General features: G+C 68.0%; 22 protein-coding genes and 1 pseudogene. 15 read left to right on the plus strand and 8 right to left on the minus strand.

Annotated features, from left to right (window positions below; all coding sequences use genetic code 11):
• The first annotated feature begins 33 nt into the window (after positions 1–33).
• From IBJ82_RS06300 to IBJ82_RS06335, 8 genes are read left to right on the plus strand one after another with little or no spacing between them, the layout of a single operon-like run.
• Positions 34–1,305: a hypothetical protein gene (locus IBJ82_RS06300; RefSeq protein ID WP_370585171.1), complete on the plus strand. Its 1,272-nt coding sequence runs from the start codon at positions 34–36 to the stop codon at positions 1,303–1,305.
• Positions 1,296–2,267: a glutamate ABC transporter substrate-binding protein gene (locus IBJ82_RS06305; protein WP_194825212.1), complete on the plus strand. Its 972-nt coding sequence runs from the start codon at positions 1,296–1,298 to the stop codon at positions 2,265–2,267. Before IBJ82_RS06300 ends, IBJ82_RS06305 begins: the two co-directional genes overlap by 10 nt.
• On the plus strand, positions 2,264–3,436 hold the full coding sequence (locus IBJ82_RS06310; protein WP_194824917.1) for a hypothetical protein: 1,173 nt from the start codon (positions 2,264–2,266) through the stop codon (positions 3,434–3,436). Before IBJ82_RS06305 ends, IBJ82_RS06310 begins: the two co-directional genes overlap by 4 nt.
• Entirely contained in the window at positions 3,433–5,868 is a 2,436-nt protein-coding gene (locus tag IBJ82_RS06315; protein ID WP_194824918.1) for a serine/threonine-protein kinase, read from the plus strand. Before IBJ82_RS06310 ends, IBJ82_RS06315 begins: the two co-directional genes overlap by 4 nt.
• A complete protein-coding gene (locus tag IBJ82_RS06320; RefSeq protein WP_370585172.1) occupies positions 5,865–6,875 on the plus strand; it encodes a protein phosphatase 2C domain-containing protein in 1,011 nt (336 codons plus the stop codon). The genes IBJ82_RS06315 and IBJ82_RS06320 overlap by 4 nt, the downstream gene beginning before the upstream one ends.
• Positions 6,872–8,161: a VWA domain-containing protein gene (locus IBJ82_RS06325; protein ID WP_194824919.1), complete on the plus strand. Its 1,290-nt coding sequence runs from the start codon at positions 6,872–6,874 to the stop codon at positions 8,159–8,161. Before IBJ82_RS06320 ends, IBJ82_RS06325 begins: the two co-directional genes overlap by 4 nt.
• A 1-nt stretch (position 8,162) precedes the next feature.
• A complete protein-coding gene (locus IBJ82_RS06330; protein ID WP_194824920.1) occupies positions 8,163–8,858 on the plus strand; it encodes an FHA domain-containing protein in 696 nt (231 codons plus the stop codon).
• Positions 8,859–8,892: 34 nt separating this feature from the next.
• On the plus strand, positions 8,893–9,747 hold the full coding sequence (locus IBJ82_RS06335; RefSeq protein WP_194824921.1) for an SDR family oxidoreductase: 855 nt from the start codon (positions 8,893–8,895) through the stop codon (positions 9,745–9,747).
• Here IBJ82_RS06335 and IBJ82_RS06340 read toward each other — a convergent pair.
• Positions 9,744–10,688, minus strand: a complete 945-nt coding sequence (locus tag IBJ82_RS06340) for a threonine/serine dehydratase (RefSeq protein WP_194824922.1) — start codon at positions 10,686–10,688, stop codon at positions 9,744–9,746. The genes IBJ82_RS06335 and IBJ82_RS06340 overlap by 4 nt on opposite strands.
• Before the next feature lie 278 nt (positions 10,689–10,966).
• On the opposite strand from IBJ82_RS06340, the gene IBJ82_RS06345 reads away from it, so the two are divergent.
• The 5 genes and pseudogenes from IBJ82_RS06345 to thpD form a co-directional block, all read left to right on the plus strand.
• Positions 10,967–11,677 (plus strand): response regulator transcription factor, encoded by a 711-nt coding sequence (locus IBJ82_RS06345; RefSeq protein WP_194824923.1) that lies wholly within the window; start codon positions 10,967–10,969, stop codon positions 11,675–11,677.
• Between the two features lie 71 nt (positions 11,678–11,748).
• Positions 11,749–12,300 (plus strand): diaminobutyrate acetyltransferase, encoded by a 552-nt coding sequence (gene ectA, locus IBJ82_RS06350; RefSeq protein WP_194824924.1) that lies wholly within the window; start codon positions 11,749–11,751, stop codon positions 12,298–12,300.
• Positions 12,297–13,568 (plus strand): diaminobutyrate--2-oxoglutarate transaminase, encoded by a 1,272-nt coding sequence (gene ectB / locus IBJ82_RS06355; protein WP_194824925.1) that lies wholly within the window; start codon positions 12,297–12,299, stop codon positions 13,566–13,568. Before ectA ends, ectB begins: the two co-directional genes overlap by 4 nt.
• On the plus strand, positions 13,565–13,969 hold the full coding sequence (locus IBJ82_RS06360) for an ectoine synthase (protein WP_056809684.1): 405 nt from the start codon (positions 13,565–13,567) through the stop codon (positions 13,967–13,969). Before ectB ends, IBJ82_RS06360 begins: the two co-directional genes overlap by 4 nt.
• A pseudogene (thpD, locus tag IBJ82_RS06365) lies at positions 13,953–14,825 on the plus strand (ectoine hydroxylase); the annotation flags it as partial. The gene IBJ82_RS06360 and the pseudogene thpD, both read left to right, overlap by 17 nt.
• A 124-nt stretch (positions 14,826–14,949) precedes the next feature.
• On the opposite strand, the gene IBJ82_RS06370 reads toward thpD, so the two are convergent.
• Both IBJ82_RS06370 and IBJ82_RS06375 read right to left on the minus strand, forming a co-directional pair.
• Positions 14,950–15,867, minus strand: coding sequence for a tetratricopeptide repeat protein (locus IBJ82_RS06370; protein ID WP_194824927.1), 918 nt, complete (start codon positions 15,865–15,867; stop codon positions 14,950–14,952).
• A gap of 236 nt (positions 15,868–16,103) precedes the next feature.
• Positions 16,104–17,123, minus strand: a complete 1,020-nt coding sequence (locus IBJ82_RS06375; protein ID WP_194824928.1) for a hypothetical protein — start codon at positions 17,121–17,123, stop codon at positions 16,104–16,106.
• 58 nt (positions 17,124–17,181) lie between these two features.
• Between IBJ82_RS06375 and IBJ82_RS06380 the strand changes: the two genes are divergently transcribed.
• Complete coding sequence (locus tag IBJ82_RS06380) at positions 17,182–17,613, plus strand: MarR family winged helix-turn-helix transcriptional regulator (RefSeq protein WP_194824929.1); 432 nt, start codon at positions 17,182–17,184, stop codon at positions 17,611–17,613.
• 119 nt (positions 17,614–17,732) lie between these two features.
• Positions 17,733–19,004, plus strand: a complete 1,272-nt coding sequence (locus IBJ82_RS06385) for a glycosyltransferase 87 family protein (protein WP_194824930.1) — start codon at positions 17,733–17,735, stop codon at positions 19,002–19,004.
• A 3-nt stretch (positions 19,005–19,007) separates the two neighbouring features.
• Here IBJ82_RS06385 and IBJ82_RS06390 read toward each other — a convergent pair whose 3' ends face one another.
• The 5 genes from IBJ82_RS06390 to IBJ82_RS06410 form a co-directional block, all read right to left on the minus strand.
• A complete protein-coding gene (locus tag IBJ82_RS06390; RefSeq protein WP_194824931.1) occupies positions 19,008–19,607 on the minus strand; it encodes an SRPBCC family protein in 600 nt (199 codons plus the stop codon).
• 303 nt (positions 19,608–19,910) lie between these two features.
• The gene (gene dmpG / locus IBJ82_RS06395) at positions 19,911–20,945 is read right to left on the minus strand and encodes a 4-hydroxy-2-oxovalerate aldolase (protein WP_194824932.1); all 1,035 of its coding nucleotides are present in this window, start codon (positions 20,943–20,945) and stop codon (positions 19,911–19,913) included.
• Positions 20,946–21,031: 86 nt separating this feature from the next.
• A complete protein-coding gene (locus IBJ82_RS06400) occupies positions 21,032–21,940 on the minus strand; it encodes an acetaldehyde dehydrogenase (acetylating) (protein ID WP_194824933.1) in 909 nt (302 codons plus the stop codon).
• 53 nt (positions 21,941–21,993) lie between these two features.
• Positions 21,994–22,779, minus strand: a complete 786-nt coding sequence (locus IBJ82_RS06405; RefSeq protein WP_194824934.1) for a 2-keto-4-pentenoate hydratase — start codon at positions 22,777–22,779, stop codon at positions 21,994–21,996.
• Positions 22,773–24,278, minus strand: coding sequence for an MDR family MFS transporter (locus tag IBJ82_RS06410; protein WP_194824935.1), 1,506 nt, complete (start codon positions 24,276–24,278; stop codon positions 22,773–22,775). The genes IBJ82_RS06405 and IBJ82_RS06410 overlap by 7 nt, the downstream gene beginning before the upstream one ends.
• Positions 24,279–24,293 lie beyond the last annotated feature (15 nt).

Consider the following 24,293-nt stretch of genomic DNA (forward strand, 5'->3'; position numbering starts at 1 on the left):
AAGACACCGCCCGGGGAGATGAAGGAGGACGGTGTGGGATCTCGCCTACCGGCGACCATCCGTGACGCGGGGACGTGGCTGCGGCGATTCGCCGCGACGACACCAGGTGTGATCGGGGTGGTCCTCGTCGTGACCACGGTGGCCTGCCTGGTTGCCGGATCGACTGTGGGCCAACAGCTCGACGCGAAGATCGTGCGTACCGAACAGGTGCTGGATCGGACCGAGCCACTTGCCTTCGCCGCGCAGAGTCTGTACGTGTCGCTCTCGGCCGCCGACGCGGGCGCGGCGACGGCCTTCCTGTCCGGTGGCATCGAATCACCGCAGGTACGAGACACTTACGAGCAGGCACTCGCCGATGCCGCCGCCGCACTGGCGGAAGCGACAGCCGGTGCCGCCGACGCGCAGACCAGGGCGATCGTTGCCCGCATCGCCGCCGACCTGCCGACCTACACCGGCTTGGTCGAGACCGCGCGCGCCAACAATCGTCAGGGCTTTCCGGTGGGGTCGGCCTATCTGCGTCAGGCCTCGGATCTGATGCAGACCTCGCTGCTGCCCAATGCCGAACAACTCAGCAAGGCCCGCTTCGCCGCCGTGCGGGAGGACCAACAGCGCATCGGCACGCTGCCGTGGACGAGCATCGTGCTCCTGGTGCTCGTACTCGCGGTATGCGCGGTCGGATCGATCGTGTTGCTGCGCAGGACCAACCGTCTGGTGAACACCGGGATGGCCATGGCGGGGCTGGCCGCCCTGGTGGCGTTGCTGTGGACCGCGGGTGCCACCCTGACCGCCGCGCAACTGCTCGACAACGGTAATTCCGGCGCAGGCGCGCGCGTGGAGAACCTGGCGGGCGCCCGCATCCTGGCCCAACAGGCCCGCACCGACGAAACCCTGGCCCTGATCACCCGCGGCGACATCACCGCCACGGAGAGGGCCTTCCAAACCCACAGCGACGACCTGCGCGGGCGTCTCACCGCGGCCGGCGGCGGCGACTCCGATGCCGAACGCGCGCTGACGAATTGGAGCGCGGGACACAACGCCCAGCGCACCGCCTACGAGAAGGCCGACTATCCCGGTGCGGTCACCCAGGCGATCGGCACCGGCCCCGACAGCTCGGCCACCAGCTTCGCGCGCCTCGATCAGGAACTGCGCGACGACCTCGCCCAGGCCCGCGACGACCTGCGCGACGGCGTCGCCGCCGCGGCGACGTCGTTGACGCTGAGCCCCTTCGGCACCCTGTTCCTGCTCCTGGCCGCGGCAGGCGCGGTGATCTCCGGACTCTGGCCACGACTGAAGGAATTCCTGTGAGGCGCCCCTTGCTGGTCGTGCTCGCCGCGGCCCTCGCGCTGGTCGCGGGCTGCGCCGACGCACCCGAACCGTCGACCATCGCCGCCACCGCCATCGCCCCACCGCTGCCCGGCGCCGAAGCGATCACCTCGGCCCCGGCAGCCGAGGGCACCGGAACCTGCGATACCGAAGCGACTCTGGCACCGACGACCCAGCCGCGACCGGGTGCGATGCCGGTGGGATCGGCGATGGCCGCGATCGTGGCCAACGGCAGGCTGCGCGTGGGTGTCGATCAGAACACCTACATGTTCGGGTTCCGCAATCCGTCGACCGGCAGGCTCGAAGGTTTCGATATCGACCTCGCCAGGGAGATCGCGCGCGACCTGTTCGGTGACCCGGACAAGATCGAACTGCGCTCCGTCACCGCGGCCGACCGGATCCCGCTGCTGCAGGAGAAGAAGGTCGACATGATCGTGCGCACCTTCTCGGCGACCTGTGAACGCCGCCGCGAGGTCGACTTCTCCAGCGTGTATTACCGTGCGGCGCAACGGATCGCGGCCCCCCACGGCGCGGGCATCACCAACGGCGCCGGGCTCGCGGGCAAGCGGGTGTGCGTGGCGAAGGGCACGACCGCGGCCGCACCGCTGTTCACCTTGCCGACGCCCCCGAACGTGCTCGGCGTGACCAACTGGACCGACTGCCTGGTCGCCCTGCAGCAGGGCACCGTCGACGCGATCAGCGGTGACGAGCCCATCCTGGCGGGTCTGGTCGCCCAGGACCGCAATCTCGAGGTCGTCGGCGACCCGATCGGTGCGGGCGCGTACGCGGTCGGCGTGCCGCGCGGCAGTGACGAACTGGTGCGTTTCGTCAACGGCGTGCTCGACCGCACCCGCAACGACGGCACCTGGCAGCGGATCTACGCCCAGCACCTGTCGACTCTCGGTGCCTCACAGGGCCCACCGGTGCCCCGGTACGTCGGATGACCTGGCCGATGCTCGGTGTGCTCGAGATCGATCGTGAACTCACCGGGCGGACAGCGGAACTGGCGAAGGTGACCACGACCTTGCTCGAGCTGGACCGCCATCCCGGCCTGGCACTGGTCCGCCGCTATCCGCCGACGGGGGAAACCGCACGTCGCTGGGTGCCGGTGGAGAAGGCGCTGGGCGAACTCTGGGAGGACCTGGGGCGGGTGCGCGCCATCCTCACCGAAGCCGAGGCGGTGCGGGCCGGGCGCGGCAAGGTCGACGAGCGCGCACGCGGGCGGCTCACGGAGCTGCTGCGTGGCCGCCCCCACGAAGTGGCGAGAATCCCGATTCCCTTGGCGCAGCGCGGTCTCACCGGCCCCAGCGAGACCATCGTGACGGTCGGTATCGCCGATTGCCTCGACCGGATGCGCGCCGCGTTCGCCTTCGTCGCCCCCTTCGCCGACGAGATCGCGGCGGTCGACGAGAAGGTGCTCGGCGCGCTCGCCCCCTTGCAACAGCGCGTCGAACAGGCGCGCGGCGCACTCGACGCGGCCGGCGAACCACTGGCCACCCTCCTGCGTCGCGCGGGCACCGACCCGCTCGGCTTCGGACCGGGCGAGATCGACACCGCCCTGGCCTCACTCACCGCGCTGATCGACACCGAATCCGCCCGCCACAGTGAATATCTCGCTGTGGCCGCCGACATACCTGGCGCGGTCGTTGCCCTACGCGCGCGGTTGGCCGATCTCGGCGAACTCCAACATCGCGCCGACGACACCGCGACCCAGGCCGAGCACAAGGTCGCGACCGGCGCGCTGCCCGACAGCGGCGAACCGGCCACCAGGCTGGGCGCCGAACTCGCCGCGCTCGGCGATGCGCCCGACCGCTCGACGGTCGAACAACTCCTCGCGCTGCGCGTGCGCACCGCCGACGCCACCGAAAAGGCCACGCGGCGAGACGAATTAGCGCGTGGACTGCTCGACCGGCGCGCCGAACTGCGCGGCAGACTCACGGCCTACCGCGCCAAGGCCTCTCGGCTCGGCGTGAGCGAGGACCGTGATGTGCTCGCGGCCGACCGGATCGCGGCCGGTCTACTCACCCGAACACCGTGCGATCTGCCCGCGGTCACCCGGGCGGTCGCGGACTATCGTTCGATCATCGGGGAGAAAGCGGGGCGGACAGCATGACGTGTAGTGAACCGGGGTGCGGCGGCACGATCGAGGACGGCTACTGCGCACTGTGCGGTACCGCGCCCGTCGCGAGCCCACCGCCGGTGCGGCAGCCCAGCTCCGTGGCCAACGGCCGGTCGGGGCGCACCACGGCGCAACCACGCAGCGGTAACCGTCAGGCGCCACCGCCGCCCGTGCCGGTCCCCGGTGCCTGTGGCGAAACCGAGTGTGACGGAACGATCGTCGACGGCTACTGCGACACCTGCGGTACCGCTCCGGCCGCGGTGACCGGCCCGATGCACAGCCCGTCCGCGTCGACGGTCAGTGCGAGCGGCCGCACCTCGAGTCGCTCGGTGCGAACCCGGTCGGGCTCGGCACGGTCGGCCGCGCGCGGCAGGCTCGGCGCCGGACTCGTCGAAGTGCCGCCGGTCCCGCGCGTGGACCCGGCCACGGCCGTGCTCACCGATCCCCAGGTGCCCGAACCCGACCGCTTCTGCGGCAAATGCGACAAGCCCGTCGGCCGCGGTCAGGCGGGCGTTCCCGGCCGGACCTCCGGGTTCTGTCCGCACTGTGGCACCCGCTACTCGTTCGTGCCACGGTTGCGGGCAGGCGATCTCGTCGGCGGCCAGTACGAGGTGGCGGGCGCCCTCGCCCACGGCGGTCTCGGCTGGATCTATCTGGCCACCGACCGCGCCGTCAACAAGCGCTGGGTGGTCCTCAAGGGCCTCATCGACACCGGTGACCCCGACGCGCTGGCCGCCGCGCTGGCCGAGCGCCGCTTCCTCGCCGAGGTCGACCACCCCAACATCGTCAAGATCCACAACTTCACCGAACACGCCGACGCCGACGGCGAGCCCGTGGGCTACATCGTCATGGCCTATGTCGGCGGCACGTCGCTCAAACAGATCCTGCGCGCCTACCGCGCCGAGACCCAGCGCTATCTGCCGCCCGCCCAGGCGATCGCCTATGTGCTGGAGATGTTGCCCGCCCTCGGCTATCTGCACGCTCGTGGTTGGGCCTACTGCGATTTCAAGCCCGACAATGTGATGCAGACCGAGGAACGCCTCGAACTGATCGACCTCGGCGCGGTCATCGCGATGGACGACCGGACCAGCCCCATCTACGGCACCCTCGGCTACCAGGCGCCCGAGATCGCCGAAACCGGGCCGACGGTGGCCACCGAGATCTACACCGCGGGCCGCACGCTGGCCGTGCTGATGATGCGGGTGCCCTCCGTCGACGGCAAGCTCGGTCCGATACCCGGTCCCGACACCGAACCGCTACTGGCCGAACATGATTCGCTGGACCGCTTCCTGCAGCGGTCCACCGACCCCGACCCGCTCGCGCGCTTCGCCTCGATGAGCGAGATGGCCGACCAGCTCACCGGTGTCCTGCGGGAAGTGCTGGCGACCGGCGACGGCATCCCACGCCCTGGCATGTCGAGCCAGTTCGGTCCCGCCCGTGCTGTCTTCGGCATCGACAGCGTCACACCCGAACCCGCCGCCCTCATCACCGGCCTGCCCGCTCCGCTGGTCGACCCCGGCGACAGCGGCGCCGCCCTGCTGGCGACCACCGATGCCGCGACCCCGGCCGAACTCGAGCAGGCGCTCACCGCTGGACTGCGCGCGGTGGTCACCGGAGCGGGCGAGTCGGTCGAGATCCCGCTACGACTGGTTCGCGCCGAACTCGAAGCAGGCGACGCGGCAGCGGCACTGAACCGTCTCGCCGGCTTGGACGCCGAGCTCGAATTCGACTGGCGCCCCGTCTGGTATCGGGCCCAGGCCGCCCTGCTCACCGGCGACTATGCCGCCGCCGCAGCGGATTTCGAGTCCGTCTACGCCGCGCTGCCCGGTGAGCCCGCCCCGAAACTCGCCTTGGCGGCCGCACTGGAGCTCGGCGCCGCCGGCGGCAGCGAGAACCCGGGCACCGGATCCTTCGCGCTCAGCCGTGCGTCGGCGCTCTACGACATGGTCTGGCGGACCGACCACACTTTCCTGTCCGCCGCCTTCGGCGCGGCGCGACTGCGTCGCACCAGCGGCGACCGCGCGGGCGCGGTAGCGGTCCTCGACCAAGTGGACCGCACCTCCTCGATGTTCACCGAGGCCCGGGTCTCCGCCGTCGAAACCCTACTGACGCACCGTGATCCGGCCGACCTCGACGAAGCGCTGCTGCGCCGTACCGGCGAGCGCGTCGACCAACTGCGCCTCGACTCGCGCAAACGCACCGCACAGGTGCGCATGTTCGTCCTCGAGGCGGCACTGAACTGGATCCGGTCGGGACAGCGGCCGAGCACACCAGGCAAGCTGTTGGACGTGGAATTCACCGAGCAGGGCGTGCGGACGGGATTGGAACGATGCTTGCGGACACTGGCGCGCGAGGCCGACGACATGTGGACCCGATTCGTCCTGGTGGACCAGGCGAACTCGGTGCGCCCGAGGACCACCCTGTGACGGCGCCGGGCTGTGCCGATTGCGTGGGCTCGGCACGGGCGGGGCACCGCTTCTGCGAAGGCTGCGGTCGCGAACTCGGCGTGCGGAAAGTCGCACTGCCCGTGCATGATCCGGTGTCGGTGCCGCAGTGCTCCACCTGTGGTGAACGTCGCTACGAGGGCGGCTACTGCGTCAAGTGCGGCAGCCCCAAGCCCATGCCCGATCGCTTCGAGGAAGACCTCGGCGCGGTGTATGTCCTCACCGACCGCGGAATCAGCCACTCCCGCAACGAGGACGCGGTCGCGGCCGCGGTGCGCGAGGGCGACGGCATCCGGGTGATCGTGGTCAGCGACGGCGTCTCCACTTCCCAGGATCCGCAGGCCGCCTCGGGTAATGCCGCTCGTACCGGCGTCGACGCCGCCTTGGCGGCCTTGGCCGAGGGCAGGCCCGACTCCGACGCCGCGATGGCGGGACTGGCGGCGGCGACGGCGGCGGTGCGCGGCATGTCGCGCACTCCCGAGTACGCGCCGTCGTGCACCTACGTCTCGGCGATCATGCGCGAGACGAATCTGGGTACCGACATCACCGTCGCCAATGTCGGTGACAGCAGGGCTTTCTGGCTCGCCGCGGGCGATCCCACCGCCTCGCGTCGACTCAGCATCGACGATTCGTGGGCCCAGGCTCTCGTCGACGCGGGCGCCCTCGACGAGACCGCCGCGATGAACGACCCGCGCGCGCACACCCTGCTGCGCTGGCTCGGCGCCGACGGTGGCGAAGCGCCGTGGTCGGCGAACTGCCTGCAACGCATGCTCGCCACCGAACCGGGCACGCTGCTGCTGTGCAGCGACGGCCTGTGGAACTACCTGCCCGAGGCGGTCGCGCTCGCCGGCTTCACGGTCGAGACCTCACCGCAGGCCGCCGCCCGCGCGCTCGCCGACTTCGCCCTGAACAGCGGGGGCAGCGACAACATCACGGTCGCACTGGCTCCGGTGCCCGTCGCCGTATCGCACGAACCAGGAGTGTCATGAGTTCCCCTGAGACAGCCGGTATCTCGATCGCCGTCGACCAGAACGAATTCCTCGCCGAAGGCGCGAACGTGGTGGACGCGGTGCTGACGGTGACCACCGGTCCCGAACTCGCCGTCGTCGCAACGCCGCCGCCGCGCCTGGAGATCCTGATCATCGACTGTTCGGGCTCGATGGGTAACAAGCGCAAATTCGAGAACGCGCGCAACGCCACCCGCACCGCCTTGGACGAGATCCCCGACGGCACCGCGTTCGCCATCATCGAGGGCACCGAATCGGCCCGGCTGATCTACCCGACCGACAACACCATGTCCGCGCCCGCCGACCGCGCCCACCGCGGCTCGGCCCGTCGGGCCCTGGATCGGTTGCGTCCGGACGGCGGCACCGCGATGGGATCGTGGCTGGCGCTGGCCCGCCAGGTCGCCGCCGCGCACCCCGGTGCGCAGGCGCACGCGATTCTGCTCACCGACGGCAAGAACGAACACGAAACCCCGCAGGAACTCGCGACCGAACTCGACCGGGCCGAAGGCCTTTTCGTCTGCGACTGTCGCGGTGTCGGCGACGACTGGGTCGCCGAGGAAGTGCGCAAGATCGCCCAGAAATTATCCGGTGACGCCAATATCGTCGCCGATCCGAAGGACCTGGCCGCAGACTTCGCCGCGATGATGCGCTCGTCGGCCGCCCGGGTGATCCCGGAACTGACCCTGAAGGTCTGGACCCCCGCCGGCGCTCGGGTGCGCATGGTCAAACAGGTCTCGCCGGTGCTCGAAGATCTGACCGGACGTCGTACCGATGTCGGCGCGCAGGTGGGGGAGTACCCGCTGTCGTCGTGGGCCGCCGAGGAACGCGAATACCACGTCCAGATCGAGCTGGAACCGGCCGCGCCGGGCCGGGAGAAGTTGGCCGCGCGATTGAGTGTGCTGGCCGGCGCCGAGGTCCTCGGCCAGGGTCTGGTGCGCGCCGTCTGGACCACCGATTCGACCCTGTCGACCCGCATCAGCACTCGCGTCGCCCACTACACCGGGCAGGTCGAACTGGCCCAGGCCGTCCAGGAGGGTTTGGCTGCCCGCCGCAACGGCGATGTCACGACCGCCACCGCGAAACTGCGGCGCGCGGTGGAGCTGGCCGCTGCCTCCGGCCACGAATCCACCGCCAAGCTGCTGCGCGGTGTGGTCGAAGTCGAGCACGACGGCACCGTGAAGCTGCGCGGTCAGGTCGCCGCGGCCGACGAACTCGCCCTCGACATCCGCTCGACCAAAACCGCGCGGGTGCGGCCGGAGGGCGGCTGACATGCCGATGTGCGCGGACGGACACCAGTCGCGGTCGACCGACTACTGCGATGTGTGCGGATCGGCACTCGGCGCACCGCCCGCGCCCGACCCGGCAGCGCTGCGCCTGTGCACCCACTGCCACGCGCCGACCAGCGGGCGCTTCTGTGAAGGATGCGGCCACGATTCCGCCCTTCCGCCACCGACTGCGACGTCGCGGCCCGGTGACCGACCGGAATCGGCTGACCCCGCCAGCGGGTTCGACCCCACCATGGTCGCTACCGGCCTGCCGCCCGACAGCGGTCGGTCCAGGATGTGGGTCGCGCGGATCTTCGCCGACCGCGAGTTCTACGCGCGTGTCCAAGCACGCAAGGGGCCCGATGCCGAGCGTGTCGAATTCCCTGATTTCTATCCCGAACGCCGAATCACCTTGCGCGGTACCCAGTTCCTGATCGGAAAACGATCGGCTTCGCAAGGAATCTTGCCCGAGATCGACCTCGGCATCGCCCCCGCGGATATCGGTGTCTCTCGCGCGCATGCGATGATCCAGGTCGATCAGGGTGGCGCGCTCACCATCACCGACCTCGGTTCCACCAACGGGACCAGCCTGGACGGCGCCGAATCTCCGATCACCCCACAGCAGGCGATCGCCCTGCGCGAAGGCAGCCGGATCCACGTCGGCGGCTGGACCACCATCGCGATCACCATGGAACCGTAGACGCATCTGTTCACCAAACCGTAGGGTCGGGATCATGACGAAGTTCGACGGGAAGACCTGCCTGATCACCGGTGCCGCCAGCGGCCTCGGTCGCGCCACGGCATTCGCGGCCGCCGCCAAAGGGGCGTCTCTTGTCCTCACCGACATCACGGCCGACGCACTCGCCACCACCGCCGAGGAACTGCGCGCGACCGGCGCGACGGTGCATCTCGCGCACGCGGCCGACGTCAGCGACCATTCCGCGGTCGTCGGACTGGCCGCCCACACCTTCGAGGCCGTCAGCCATGTCGACATCGTCATGAACGTGGCAGGCATCGCCACCTGGGGCACCGTCGACAAGCTCACTCCCCAGCAGTGGCGCCGCACCGTCGACATCAACCTGATGGGCCCGATCCACGTGATCGAGGAGTTCGTTCGCCCGATGATCACCGCGGGTCGCGGCGGTCACCTGGTGAACGTGTCCTCGGCGGCGGGCATCTTCGGCCTACCGTGGCACGCTCCCTACAGCGCCACCAAGTTCGGCCTGCGCGGCATCTCCGAGGTACTGCGTTTCGACCTGCGCCGTCACAAGATCGGCGTCAGCCTGGTCTGCCCCGGCGCGATGGCCACCCCGATGGCCGACACCATCGACATCGCCGGTGTCGACCGCGACAACGCGGCCCTGCAGAAGGCGATCCGCCTGTTCATGCGCCACGCCGTCACCCCCGAACAGGGCGCCACGGCCGTCATCAAGGGTGTCGAACGCAACCGCTACTGGGTCTACACCTCCCGCGACATCCAGTTCGCCCACTGGGGCCAGCGCTACTTCCCCTACGGCTACACCCTGGCCATGCGCGGCCTGAACACCGCGATGACCAACTACGCAGACAAGAACGCCCTGGTCCGCTAAACGAGGTCGCTGGGGTCGGTATTGGCCCCGCACAGGATCACGCACACCCGTTCGTCGGGTTCGGGGCGATAGGCCGGGCCCGACCCGGTGTCGAGCAGCGCCGCCACCGCGGTGGCCGCGCCGTTCTCGACGACGATGCGGTGTGCGTCCCACAGTTGCTTCCTGGCCGCGCGGATCGCCTCGTCGGGCACCAGCAGCGAACGCACGCTCGGATGCTGGGCCGCGGCCAGGGCCATCGCGGACACGTTCGGCGCGCCGAGCGAGTCCGCGGCGATCGAGTCGACGGTGACATCCACCGGGCGACCGGCTTCGAGCGCGGCATGCAGCGATCGACAACCCAGGGGTTCGACGGCCACCGTACGAATCCCGAAATGCTGTGCGGCGATCGCTGTTCCGGTGAACAACCCACCGCCACCGACCGCGACGAGCACCGTATCCAGATCGGGTATCCGCGCCTGGATCTCGCGCGTCAGCGTGCCCGCACCCGCCGCGACGAGCGGATGGTCGTAGGCGTGCGCAGCCAGCGCCCCACTGGTCTCGGCGAATTCCCGGCATGCCGCCAGCGCCTGCTTGTATTCCGGACCGATCAGTCGGACCTCGGCGCCGTAGTCACGAAGTCGACCAATTTTGACCGGGGGAGCGGTCTCGGGCAGAAACACCGTCGCGGGCACCCCCGCCTCGCGTGCCGCCCACGCACACGCCAACCCGGCGTTGCCGCCTGAGGCGATCGTCACACCCGCGTCCGGCAACGTCCCCGCAGCGGCGTGCGCGCGCACGAAGTTCTGCGCACCGCGCGCCTTGAAAGTGCCGGTGAACTGCAAGAACTCCAGTGCGAACCAGAGCTGGTCCGGCCCTGGTCCAGCAGGTGCGACGGTGAGTGGGCGAACCAGTCCGTCGATACGCGCCGCGGCGGCTTCGATGTCAGCGAAAGTCGGGGTCACGCTCACGACTATGCCACCGGATCGGCCTCGCTGAACGGGCTGTTGACCGGGTGGATTGTTACGACGGGTTTACGCCGGGGCCGGTCTGGGTACATAACAAACCGGTAACAAGCTCGAAGGCGGGATGGCGTGTCGGTCTGGGGACGCGAAATTCCCCAGTGCACCGGCACACGCCCGGCGTGTCAGCAAAGGATGTGCACAATGAGCGAGCGAAGTGAGCGGGTAAACACAGCCGCCATCGCGGTCATGTCGGCGCCGAGCGTCAGCGAGGTGCTGGCATGAGCGCGAACCTGATGATCGTGGACGACGACGTCCAGATGCGCGGCAACCTACGTCGCGCGATGGAAGACGAAGGGTATGCCGTCGCCGAGGCAGGCGTGCCCTCCGACGCCCTCGATCGGCTGCGAAACGACGGGCCACCCGATCTGATGATCGTCGACCTGATGCGCGGCGAGGCCGACGGCTTCGACTGCATCAGGGAGATCCGTCGCGACCACGACGTACCGATCATCGTGATCAGTACCCGTTACGACACCCACGATGTGGTCGCGGCCCTGGAGGCGGGGGCCGACGACTTCGTGAGCAAGCCGTTCGAAATCAAGGAGATCACTGCCAGGATGCGCGCGCTCCGCCGTCGTGCCCGCATCACCGCCGATCGCGACACGACCCCCGAAGCCGTGCTCGACGCCGATCCGCACGCTCCGCTGGTGCTGGCGGCCGACGCGGGCGCGGTGCGCCGCGGTACCGAGGAGATCCACCTCACAGTCACCGAATTCCGGTTGCTGTGTGAACTGGCGGAGACCCCCGGCCGGGTGCTGAGTCGATCCGTGCTGCTCGAAAGAGTGTGGGATCAAGGCTTTTACGGTGACGAGCGGATCGTCGACGTCCACGTGCGACGCCTGCGCACCAAGATCGAACGCGACCCCTCCGACCCGCGCATCGTGGTTACCGTGCGCGGTCTCGGGTATCGCCTCGATGTGCAGTCGTAGTAAACGATTCGTCATACAACCGCAAAGAGTTCGACACAATGACCGCAAAGTCAGCTGGGCACGTTAGATATATGACAACGTCCACCAAGTCCATCGAGTCGGCCGCTAGTGTGGCGGCCCCTGGTTCGGAACCGAGATTGCGTCATCCACGACTGGGCGACGGCGCTCAGCTGTGGCGGATCGCCCGTGATTCGCAGGTACTCGACGTCAATTCCAGCTATGCGTACCTGTTGTGGTGTCGCGATTTCAGTGCGACCTCATTGGTCGCCGAGAGTGACGGTCAGCCCGTCGGGTTCGTCATCGGATATGTGCGTCCGGAAGCTCCGGACACGCTGTTCGTGTGGCAGATCGCCGTCGACGCGCAAGCCCGAGGCCGCGGCTTGGCCGCCGCCATCCTGCACGCACTGCTCGATTCGGTAGCAGCGGCAGGCATCACCACCCTGGAAACCACGATCTCACCCGGAAACACCGCATCCCATGCGTTGTTCTCCGCGGTGGCCCGGGAACGCGGTGCCGATTTGCGCACCGAGGACCTGTTCGAAGAAAACGATTTCCCCGATTCACACGAGGCAGAGCTGCTGTATGTGATTTCACCGGCTCAGCGCCAGGAGGAACGACGATGATCACGACCACCGACACCAGCATTTTCGAGGCAATGGAATCGAACGTGCGCGGATACTGCCGTGACTGGCCGGCCATCTTCGGCACCGCCGAAGGCGCCTGGTTGCGCGACGAGCAAGGCCGCGAATATCTCGACTTCTTCGCAGGCGCCGGCGCGTTGAATTACGGCCACAACAACCCGATTCTGAAGAAGGCGCTGCTGGAATACATCGGCAGCAACGGCATCACCCACGGTCTGGACATGTCGACCGTGGCCAAGCGCGAGCTGCTCGAGACCATCCGCGACAATCTGCTGACGCCGCGTGGCCTCGACTACAAGGTGCAGTTCCCTGGGCCCACCGGCGCGAACGCCGTCGAAGCCGCGCTCAAACTGGCCCGTAAGGTCACCGGGCGCAAGACCATCCTGAGCTTCACCAACGCTTTCCACGGCATGACCCTCGGCGCGCTGGCGGTCACCGGCAACGCGGCCAAACGGGCCGGCGCCGGTGTGCCGCTCGAGCATTCCACGCCGATGCCCTACGACGGCTACTTCGACAACACCATCGAGGACTTCGGCTGGATGCAGCGCGTCCTCGACGACAGTTCCTCGGGTTTCGATCGCCCCGCCGCGGTGATCGTGGAGACCGTGCAGGGTGAGGGCGGTGTCAACCTGGCCCGTGCCGAGTGGCTGCGCCACCTGGCCGGTCTGTGCGCCGCGCGCGACATCCTGCTCATCGTCGACGACGTGCAGATGGGTTGCGGACGCACCGGCCCGTTCTTCTCCTTCGAGATCGCGGGTATCACCCCCGACATCGTGACGCTGTCCAAATCGATCGGCGGCTACGGCCTGCCGATGGCGCTGGTGCTGCTCAAGCCCGAGCACGACCAGTGGGCACCCGGTGAGCACAACGGCACCTTCCGTGGCAACAACCCCGCCTTCGTCACCGCGACCGCCGCCCTGCGCGAGTACTGGTCCGACGACAAGCTCGCCCTGCGCACCGCCGAGAACGGCGAATACGTGGGCCGCACCCTCAGCGCGGTCGCGCAGCGGCACGAGGGAGTGTCCACCCGTGGCCGCGGCATGGTGCACGGCATCGTCTTCGACGACCCGTCGCAGGCGAGCAAGGTGTGCCGTACCGCGTTCGAACAGGGTCTGCTGGTGGAGACCTCGGGTTCGATGGACGAGGTCGTCAAACTGCTGCCGCCGTTGACGCTCGGTAGCGACGAACTCGATCAGGGCCTGTCGGTGCTGGTCTCCTCGATCGACACCGTCTGTGGTGGTGCCGCATGATCGTGCGCACCACAGCAGAGATCACCGGTACCGAACGTGATGTGGCAGGGCCCGGTTGGCGCAGCAAGCGCATCGTGCTCGGCGGCGACAAAGTCGGTTTCTCCTTCCACGAGACCACGATCGAGGCAGGCACAGTTCACAAATTCCACTACCAGAACCACGTGGAGGCGGTGTGGTTGGTCGAGGGCGAGGGCAGTTTGCACGACTTCGACAACGAGACCGACTACGAGCTGGGTCCGGGCTCGATGTACCTGCTCAACGGCCACGAACGTCACCAGGTGACCGCCCGCACCCAGTTGCGGATGCTCTGTGTTTTCAATCCGCCGGTCACCGGCCGCGAGGTACACGATGAGAACGGGGTGTATCCGCTGATTATCGAGGAGGATGGCGCCAGTGTCTGATCAGCTCGACGGCTACCCGACCCGGTTGTCCGAGCCGGCCCCGCACATCGAGCGCACCGATCCGACGGTGTGGGGCCGGGTCACCTCGCCGGAGCTGACCGGATTCGACGCGAACGGTTTCGCGACGATCCCCGATCTGCTCACCCCCGACGAGGTGGCCGCGTTCGGCGCCGAGGTCGGCCACCTCGCGGCCGACCCGGTGCTCTACGGCGACGCACGGGTGATCGTGGAACCCGTTGCGGGGCAGGTCCGTTCGGTGTTCCAGGTACATCAGCTCAGCAAACCGATCGCGGAGCTGGTCGCCGAGTCGCGGATCGCCGGGCTCGCCGAGCAGATCCTCGGTTCGCCGGTGTACCTGCATCAGACCCGGGTGAACTACATGCCCGGTTTCGGTGGTAGCGGTTTCGGCTGGCATTCCGATTTCGAGACCTGGCACGCCGAGGACGGCATGCCCACCCCGCGTGCGGTGAGTCTGTCGATCGCGTTGACCGACAACTACCCGTTCAACGGCAGCCTGATGCTGATGCCCGGTTCACACCGCACCTTCGTGCCGTGCCTGGGCGAAACGCCGAGCGGTCACTATCGGGAGTCGTTGCGCGAGCAGCGAATCGGGGTCCCGACGACGGACGACGTCACGTTCCTGGCCGCCCGCTACGGCATCACCCAGTTCACCGGTCGGGCGGGTTCGGCACTGTTGTTCGACTCCAACATGATGCACGGATCGTCGAACAACATCACCCCGTTCCCGCGATCGAACATCTTCATAGTGTTCAACAGCGTGGAAAACGCCCTGGAGGAGCCCTTCGCCGCCCCCCAGCGCCGCCCGCAATACATCGCGGCCCGCGACTTCACGCCGCGCTGCGGGATGTCGCGCCGGAAGCTGTCGGCGCACTGGCGAACCAGGCAACCTAGGGCAGCCCGAACACGCGGCCGCCGCTCGCGAATCATCGCGGGCGGCGGCTTTGTCGTGCCCGCGAGACCTAGGGCAGTTCGGACAAGGCGGTGAGGGAGGCTGCCGCTCGTGGGTCGTCGTGGGCGGCGGTTTTCCACCACTGTTCGGCGGCGGCGCGTTCGCCCTGTTGCAAGAGGAGGGTGCCGAGGTCGTAGGCGGCGCCGCTGTGGCCTGCCTGGGCGGCCTGGGTCCACAGGGCGCGGGCCGAATCGTGTTCGCCGCGTTCGTGCATGGCGGTTCCGAGGTCGTGCAGGGCGGCACCGACACCTTGGCTGGCGGATCGCGGGGGAGTCGGAGGGCCGACGGGTGCGATGGCGACGTCAGTTGGGGGGTCGGGGTTCGTCGTGTGGGGTGCCGGCTCCGTGGATACCGACGGCGGAATCGGCTCGGTGGGGCCGACGGGTGAGGTCGGCTCGACCGCATCGACGGGTGTGCTGGGTCGATCGGGTTCGGTTGGGCCCGTGGTGAGCTCGACGACCAGTTCGTTGAAATCGGGTGTGCCGGGTCCGGTGCTGCACCACAGCGTCGACGCTCCGTCGGGGAGCAGGTCGACGACCATGCCGTAATTGCCGGTCCAGGACTGATGTGTGCCCGACCCCGCCACCCAGACGGGTGTGAGAGTGAACAGCGCGTCGGGTGCGTCGGCGGTCACCGAGATGTCGATGCCATCGGCGAGTGCTTCGTACCAGATGTCGACGCCCGCCAGCGATCTCCCGTCGAGGTTCACGTGCCCCTCGTGCACGGAGAGCCCTAGGCCAAGGCCCGTCACGTCCTCGGGCGCCATCACCGACAGTGCGCGCAGATGCAGCGCCGTCGTCCCGGCGGGTAGCGCCTCGGCATACATCGGATAGACCGCCGCACCGCACCATTCGATCGGATCGGCGCCCTGATAGCGCTGATCGAGCGGTACCGATTCGCCAGGGCGTTGCGCGCCGGGGTCATTCATCGGTGGCACCCATTCTTTCCGCTGTCACACCCCCTCGCGGCGCCAGATGGTCCGCGGTTGCGCGCTACACCGTACTCGTGTCTACGGGCGGCCGTGGCCGATTCACGACAACATCGCCGGGGAATACGCGAGCGCCGCGGCGAGTGCGTCGACCTGATCCGGAGCGGTGTGTCCGGATGTCGGGCAACGGGATTCGCCGGGGCGTGACGCGACTGATCGGGCGTGGCATCACGTCGTCAGACGGCGACCGATTCGCCGATCTCCTCCTCGACCGCGGCAGGCGCGATCGGTTTCGGCGCGTGCCGTGCCTCGTGGCGACCCGCCACCACGACCAGCACCAGACCGGCCACCAACCAGGCGAACAACCCGAACAGCCGGGTACCGAACCCGGCACCACCGTCGAAATAGAGCAGGTCGCGCAGACCTTCGACGAAGTCGGCGCCGTTCCAAAACGAGTGCAGCGCACCGAAGAAGCCGTTCTGGAGTTCGGGCCCGTAGACGCCGCCGGAGGTGGTGAAGTTCAGCATCACGAACAGGGTGATCAGGGCCAGGGTGGTCCAGCGCTTCAGGAACGTGTGCAGGCCGATGCCGATCAGGATGATGCCCGAGGTGTAGAGCCAGGCGATACCGAACACGCTCGCGAAGTCGCTGTCGATCACGCCGAATACCGGACCCGCCACCAGAACACCGATGAGGCTGACAACCAGCGCCGTCACCACACCGACTGCCGCGCGCACCCGCATGCGCAACATCGCCCCGGCGGCGCCGATCACGGCGACGCTGCCGTACGCGCCGACGCTCAACGCGACCAGCAGGAAGAAGATGCCCTGACCCGTCGGATCACCGCCGGCCTTGGTCGTCACATCGGTGACCACCAGCGGCACGCCCTGATGATCGGACACCGACCGGAACGCCACCTCCGCGGCCATCGCGCTGGTATCGGAGCTCGCGGTGGCGACGAGCAGTTCCGGCGTGACGGCGTCGGGCACGTAGGCGCCGATGAGTTCGCGGTTCTGTAGCGCGCTGACGGCCGCCGCGCGGTCGGGCACGGTGACCATGTCGAGGCCGGCGCCGCCCTTGTCCTTCATCGTCTGCGCCAGCACCATCGTCTGCGGGGAGTCGCCGACGACCGCGAGCGCCATATTGTTCGGCTCGGGCTGGTGGAACGCGCCCAGGTAGGCGAAGGCCATTCCGAGGCACATCAGCAGCGGCGTCAGCAGATGTCCGGCGAGGTGCCGGAACTGTGTGCGAGTCATCGAGGGGAATCTCCAAACAGTTGGTAAATGCAACTAAGTATGGTTGTATCATACAACTATGAAAGCGCAGAGCACAAGAACCCAGGCTGTCGACACCATCCAGCGAGAGCTCACCGCCTTCGCCCGGCGCGCCCGCGGCCGCGCCGCCGAGCTGCATCCCGAGCTGAGCCTGGTCGCCTACAGCATTCTCGACCTGATCCTCGAACGCGACGGTTGCCTGGCTACCGATCTCGCCGAACAGTTCCTGCTCGACAAGTCGACCGTCAGCAGACAGGTCGGCGCGCTGGAGAAGCTCGGTTACCTCGAACGGGCGGTCGACCCCGACAATCGGCGCAATCACGTCCTGCACGCCACCCCCGCGGGCCGAATCGTCGCCCGAGAGGCCGAACGCCGACGGCGGGAGGCCTTCCAGGCGCGTTTCGCCGACTGGACGGACGACGACGTCGCGGCCATGGCCGGTTACCTGACCCGCTACAACCGCGGCGACTGACCAGCCCGCTATTCAGCGCGTTCGGTCCATCGGTGGGCATCCGCCTGGCTATTGCGCGCGTCACTCCGCCCGATGGGCGGTGCCCCGGCAGCGCACGCGAGTCGGTATAGTCGCCGCGGATGAGTAGTGACACCACCCACCCCGTGCAAGAGCGTTCACCACGCCCGATCAATCGAGCATGGTGGCTGGTGCCGGTGCTGCTCACCATTGTCTCGGTCGTTTGCGTCAGGACGCCGATCTGGCCCTTCGAACGCTATTCCGACGGGTTCATCGATCTCCAGGTCTACCGCCTCGGCATCGAGGCGATGCGCGACGGCGCCGACATGTACGGCCAGCTGCCCAAGACCACGATCGGCATCGGCCTGCCCTTCATCTACCCGCCGTTCGCGGCCATCGCGCTGGCGCCGTTCGCGCTGCTGCCGTGGGGCACGGCGAAGATCCTCTACGTCGTGGTGTCGATCGCCGCCGTCGCCTGGACCCTGTACCTGGTCGCCCGTCGCTACCATCCCGACCGCAAGCAGGTCGCCCTGCTCGTCACCGCCTGCGCACTGCCGCTGGCGATGCTGCTGGAACCGGTCCGCTCGACCATCGACTTCGGTCAGGTCAACCTCTTGCTGATGGTGCTGGTCGCCACCGACTGCCTGCTCCCGAAGACCCGCTACCCCCGTGGCATGCTGATCGGCCTCGCCGCCGCCATCAAACTCACGCCCGCCGCCTTCGTGCTCTACTTCCTGGTCCGCAAGGACTACAAGGCCGCCGCGACCGCCGCGGCCACCGGCGCGATCGCCACCATCGCCTCGTTCGCGTTCCTGCCCACCGAATCCACCCGCTACTGGTTCGGTGGCCTCGGCAATGTTTCGGGTCTGAGTGGCTCGGCCTTCCACACCAATCAGTCGATCCAGGCCGTCATGGCTCGCCTGCACATCACGGGCCTGCCCTTCGATGTCCTGTGGCTCGTGCTGGGTGCGCTGCTGCTCGTCCTCGTGGTAGCCGCGATGCGCAAGGCCGCCGACGCCCCGGCGATCGCCCTGTCCCTCAACGCGGTCTTCACGCTGCTGCTGTCGCCGATCTCGTGGTCGCACCACTGGGTCTGGATCGCGCCCGCGTTGCTCGCGATGGTCTGCCACGCCCGCACCCTGCCCGTCGCCAGCGCCCGAGGCTGGTACGCCACGGCTGTCGCCGTCGCTGCGGTCTTCGTGATCGCGCCGCACAGCTTCCTGCCCGACGGCGAACACCGTGAGACCTCGTGGACCTGGGATCAACACATCATCGGCGACACGTACGTGTGGTTGGCCGTCGCGCTCGTTGTCTTGTTCCTCGTCACCGGACGTCGGCCCGCGCAGCCGGTGGCCGAGCCCGCGACGGTCGAGGAACACGTACGCGTCGCCTGACTATCAGGTGAAACCGGCGGCCTTGTCTCGTGTCGGGTGGTAACCGAGGGCTACCGGGAGCGGATAGACGGTGACGTCGGGGTGGGCGATGTCGGGGTGGGCGATGTCGGCCAGTTGACGCAGGCTCGCGTCCAGTCCGGACTGAATGGCGTGACGGAGCACGACCACATCGGCGTCCCGCAATGCCTGGCCGTGCAGGCTGGTTCGCAGCATCGCGCGGGTAACGTCTCGCAGCTGCTCGACTTCCACGGTGAAGGCGACAGCGACCCCGGTTACCGCGCTGCACGTCATCGTCCAACCGCGGGTCGGGCGATATTCGGTGACGACCAAGTGCACGTCTTGGATCATGTGGAACATCTGAACCTGTGCGGCGAGTTCGCGACCGGCATCGACTCGATCTGTTGTCGGGCCGGTCCAGGCGTGGAGTTCGGACATCCACGAGGCGATGTGCTCCGGCTGGGACAGTAGGCGCCACAGCGTTTCCGGCGCAACAGCCAGGGAGACCTCGCCGCTGACGCGCACCTGGTCCAAGCCGTGTGAGGGTGTGGTGTCGGACGTGATCAGTACTGCGTCCTGACGCCTGCGATTACTTCGCTGGGCCATGATCCCCCACTTCATCAAGACGTCGCGTGCGATGCTCGCACGTCGACGCCGAGGAGAAAATGCCGAGCGGTAGGTCTACAGACAGGGTGTTGCAGGTGCCGCGCTGCACCGCCGGTTTCCCGGCTACCACTCCTGAAAGGTTTTCCTCGTCCCGATCGGCGTGCATGAGACGCTAGCCGATCGGTTCGGAATGTCTACCCGGACAGAGGATCTCGCGAGCAACACCATACCGGCACCGCTTCCTTCGTGGTGAGTCACCATTCCTCTGTGATGCACGGGGCGAAAGCTGCCGGAATGCGCCCCTCAGGCGGTGACGGAAGCTTCGCGTTGGAGTTCCAAGGCGATGTCGATGAGCTGGTCTTCCTGGCCGCCGACAAGCTTGCGTTTGCCCGCGCGGACGAGCATTTCGGCTGCGGAGACGCCGTAGCGTTCGGCTTGGCGTTCGGCGTGCTTGAGGAAGCTGGAGTAGACGCCCGCGTAGCCCATCATCAGTGATTGCCGGTCGAGTAGGCATTCTTGGGGCATGGCGGGGCGGACGACGTCTTCGGCGGCATCGGCGATGGCGAAGAAGTCGACACCGGTTTTGATGGCGAGTTTGTCGGCGACACCGACGAACGCTTCGACGGGGGTGTTGCCGGCGCCGGCGCCGAAGCGGCGGGTGGAGCCGTCGATCTGGGTGGCTCCGGCGCGGACGGCGTAGACGGAGTTGGCGACGGCGAGGCCGAGGTTTTCGTGGCCGTGGAAGCCGACTTGGGCGTCGGTGCCGAGTTCGGTGACGACGGCGGCGACGCGGTCGGAGACTTGTTCGAGGACCAGGGCGCCGGCGGAGTCGACGATGTAGACGCATTGGCAGCCGGCGTCGGCCATGATCCGGGCTTGTTCGGCGAGGGCTTCGGGGGGTTGGGTGTGCGACATCATGAGGAAGCCGACGGTTTCCAGGCCCAGGTCGCGGGCGTAGCCGAAGTGTTGGATGGAGACGTCGGCTTCGGTGCAGTGGGTGGCGATGCGGCAGATGGAGGCGCCGTTGTCTTGGGAGATCTTGATGTCTTCTTTGACGCCGACGCCGGGCAGCATGAGGAACGCGATTTTGGCGTTTTTGGCTGTTTGGGCGGCGATGGTGATGAGTTCTTGTTCGGGGGTTTTGGAGAATCCGTAGTTGAACGAGGATCCGCCGAGGCCGTCGCCGTGGGTGACTTCGATGACGGGTACGCCGGCGTTGTCGAGGGCGGCGACGATGTCGCGGACTTCGGTGGTGGTGAATTGGTGGCGTTTGTGGTGGGAGCCGTCACGGAGGGAGGTGTCGGTGATCCGGATGTCGAGATCGGCAGAGAATGGCATGGTCGAGTCTCCTTACGCCCGGCTCGGCTGCGGCGAGCGCAGGGCCTCGGGGGTGATGGTGTCGAAGGCTGATGAATCGGTCATGATCACACCCGAGTCGACAGGATCTGTTCGGCCATGACCTCGCCGACGCGAGTGGCGGCGGCGGTCATGATGTCGAGGTTGCCCGCGTAGGGCGGCAAAAAGTCGCCTGCGCCTTCGACTTCGACGAACACCGATACCTTCGCCAGCCCACCGGAGACGACGGAGGGTTCGTCGAACTGGGGCTCGTTGAGCAACCGGTAGCCGGGCACGTACTGCTGGATATCGGCGACCATGCGATGGATCGACGCAGCGATCGCATCCTGGTCCGCGTCGTCGGGAATCGCGCAGAAGATGGTGTCGCGCATAATCATCGGCGGTTCGGCCGGATTCAAGATGATGATCGCCTTGCCACGCTGCGCACCGCCGATGGTCTCGACACCACGGCTGGTGGTCTTGGTGAACTCATCGATATTCGCCCTGGTGCCGGGGCCTGCGGAATTGGACGAAACCGAGGCGACGATTTCGGCGTAGGGCACCGGCACGACGCGTGAGACGGCGGCGACGATCGGGATGGTGGCCTGGCCACCGCAGGTGATCATGTTGACGTTCGGTGCGTCCAGCAGCGAGGCCAGGTTCACCGGCGGCACCACGGCCGGGCCCACGGCGGCGGGGGTGAGGTCGACGGCACGGATGCCGAGTTCGGCATACCGGGGCGCGGCGGCGCGGTGGACGTAGGCCGATGTCGCCTCGAACACCATGTCGGGCTTCTCATCCTGGGCGAGCAGCCAGTCCACGCCTTCGGCGGAGGTTTCCAGGCCCAGGCCGCGAGCGCGTTTGAGCCCTTCGCTGTCGGGGTCGATGCCGATCATCCAGCGCGGCTCGATGGATTCCGAGCGCAGCAGTTTGTAGAGCAGGTCGGTGCTGATGTTGCCGGATCCGACGATCGCGGCGGTGACGGAACCGTGGGACACGGTCGGCCTCCTCGTGGAATAGCGGCCGGGCAGGCCGGCGGGGTGGGGTCGGCTCAGGTGAACGACAAGCGGACGGAGCCGAGTCCGGCGAAGTCGGCGAGGAAGTCGTCGCCGGGGCGGGCGTCGATCGCGCGGGTACAGGAGCCGGGCAACACGATGTCACCGGCTTTGAGTCGCACCCCGAAGGTGGCGACCTTGCGGGCCAGCCAGGCGACCGCGATCAGCGGATCGCCCAGGACCGCGTCGCTGCGGCCTTCGGCGACGACCTCACCGTTGCGGGTGAGCACGGCGTCGATCGCGGTGATGTCGATGTCGCCCGGTGCGACTCGCTCCTCGCCGAGGACGAACCCGGCCGAGGACGCGTTGTCGGAAATCGTGTCGGCCAGCCCGATCTTCCAATCGGTGATCCGTGAGTCGATCAGCTCGATCGACGGGGCGTAGGCGACGGTCGCGGCGAGGACATCGGCTTCGGTGCAGTCCTCGCCGGGCAGGTCGGCGCCGAGGATGAACCCGACCTCGACCTCCACCCGGGGAAGCAGGAACTTCGAGGTGTCGACGGGCAGGTCCTCGTAGACCTCCATGTCGGCGAGCAGGTGACCGTAGTCGGGTTCGTCGACGCCCATCATCTGCTGCATCGCCTTCGACGACAGCCCCACCTTGTGCCCGACGACTTTCCCGCCGTCGTCCAGCCTGCGCCGGATATTGAGCAGCTGGACCTCGTACGCGTCCACCACATCGATGCCCGGATACCGGTCGACGATGGGGGACACGGCCACCCGGTCCAGCTCCGCCCGCGCCAGTTCGGCGGCGAGCTCGGCGCGCATGCCGGTTGTCAGCATCCTGGCTCCCTCTTCTTCTCTTCTGGTGATACCACCCCATGCTCGTGGCCGAGACCGTGCACAGGTGCATGCCCTCCCGCTGGATGGACAGGAAATTGCGAGGCCCGGCGCGGGATCGCCGCGCACGCGGCTACCAGAACGACAGTCATCGCCGCGATGGTCGCGAACACGAGATGTGTTGCGGCCGACAGTGATTGCGGCGACGGCACATCCACGTCACCGAGGCGCGCGTTGACGATCGCGCCGAACGCGGCGACCCCCACCGCGCTGCCCAGTGACCGAGCGAACATATTGGCCGAGGTGACGACGCCGCGTTCGGTCCACTGCGCGCTCGTCTGCGCCGCGATGAGCGTGGGTGTGGCCACCAACCCCATGCCCGCGCCGACGACGAAACAGGAGGCGGCGACCTGCCACAGCGCCGAGTTCTCGTCGAGGAGCAGCGTCGTCGCCGCGCCGATCGCCGCGACGGTACTGCCGAGCACGGCGCAGGCGCGAAACCCGAAGCGCAGGTACACCTTTCCCGCGCGAGCCGCCGCCAGCGGCCAGCCGAGGGTGAGTGCGCCGGTGACGAGCCCCGCGACCAGAGCGCTCGTACCGAGCACGCCCTGATTGAACATCGGCACATACGTCGTGAACCCGAACAGCAGCGCCCCGCCGAGCATGGCCGCGACGCAGCTCGCGACCACCACCCGCCGGGTGAACACCCACAGCGGCAGAATCGGCTGCGCGGCACGCGCTTCCACGACCACGAACAGCACGAGCGACAGTGCGGCGCAACCGAACACCGCGAAGCCGAGCGGCGACCCCCACGCCCAGGCGTGCCCACCCTCGAGCAGCCCGAGCACCAGCGCCCCCGCCCCGAGCGTCAACAGCACCGCCCCCGCGTAGTCGATGCCGCGGCGACGCCGGGGTACGGACTCGTGGAAGTTGCGGACCAGCATCCATGCGGCGAGCGCGGCCAGCGGCAGGTTGATCAGGAAGATCCACCGCCAGCCGAGGTAGTCGGCACAGATGCCGCCGAGCAGCGGCCCCGTCACCGACGCCACCGCCCACACCCCGGCCAGATAGCCCTGGACAGTGGCACGTTCGGCCAGTGTGTACAGGTCACCGGCGATGACCATGGTCGTCGGCTGGATGGCGCCGGCGCCGATGCCCTGCACGGCGCGGAACACGATCAGAGCGAGCATGCTGCTCGCCGACCCACACAGCAGTGAGCCGAGCGCGAACACCGCGATGCCGAACAGCATCACCGGCTTGCGGCCGAACGTGTCGGCGAGCGCGCCGTAGATCGGCACGGTGACCGCCTGGGCGAGCAGGTAGATGGTGAACAGCCAGGGGAACAGTGTGAAATCGCCGAGACTGTCGGTGATCGACAGCACCGCGGTCGCCAGGATCGTCGCATCGAGGGCGACGAGTCCGGTGGCGAGCATCAGTGAGGCCAGCACCGGCCCACGGTCCGAGCCGAATCCGACATCGGATCGCGCGGTATCGGTTGCCACGGCACACCTTTCGTC

It is taken from the genome of Nocardia sp. XZ_19_231, assembly GCF_015355705.1.
In the GTDB taxonomy this organism is placed as follows: domain Bacteria; phylum Actinomycetota; class Actinomycetes; order Mycobacteriales; family Mycobacteriaceae; genus Nocardia; species Nocardia salmonicida.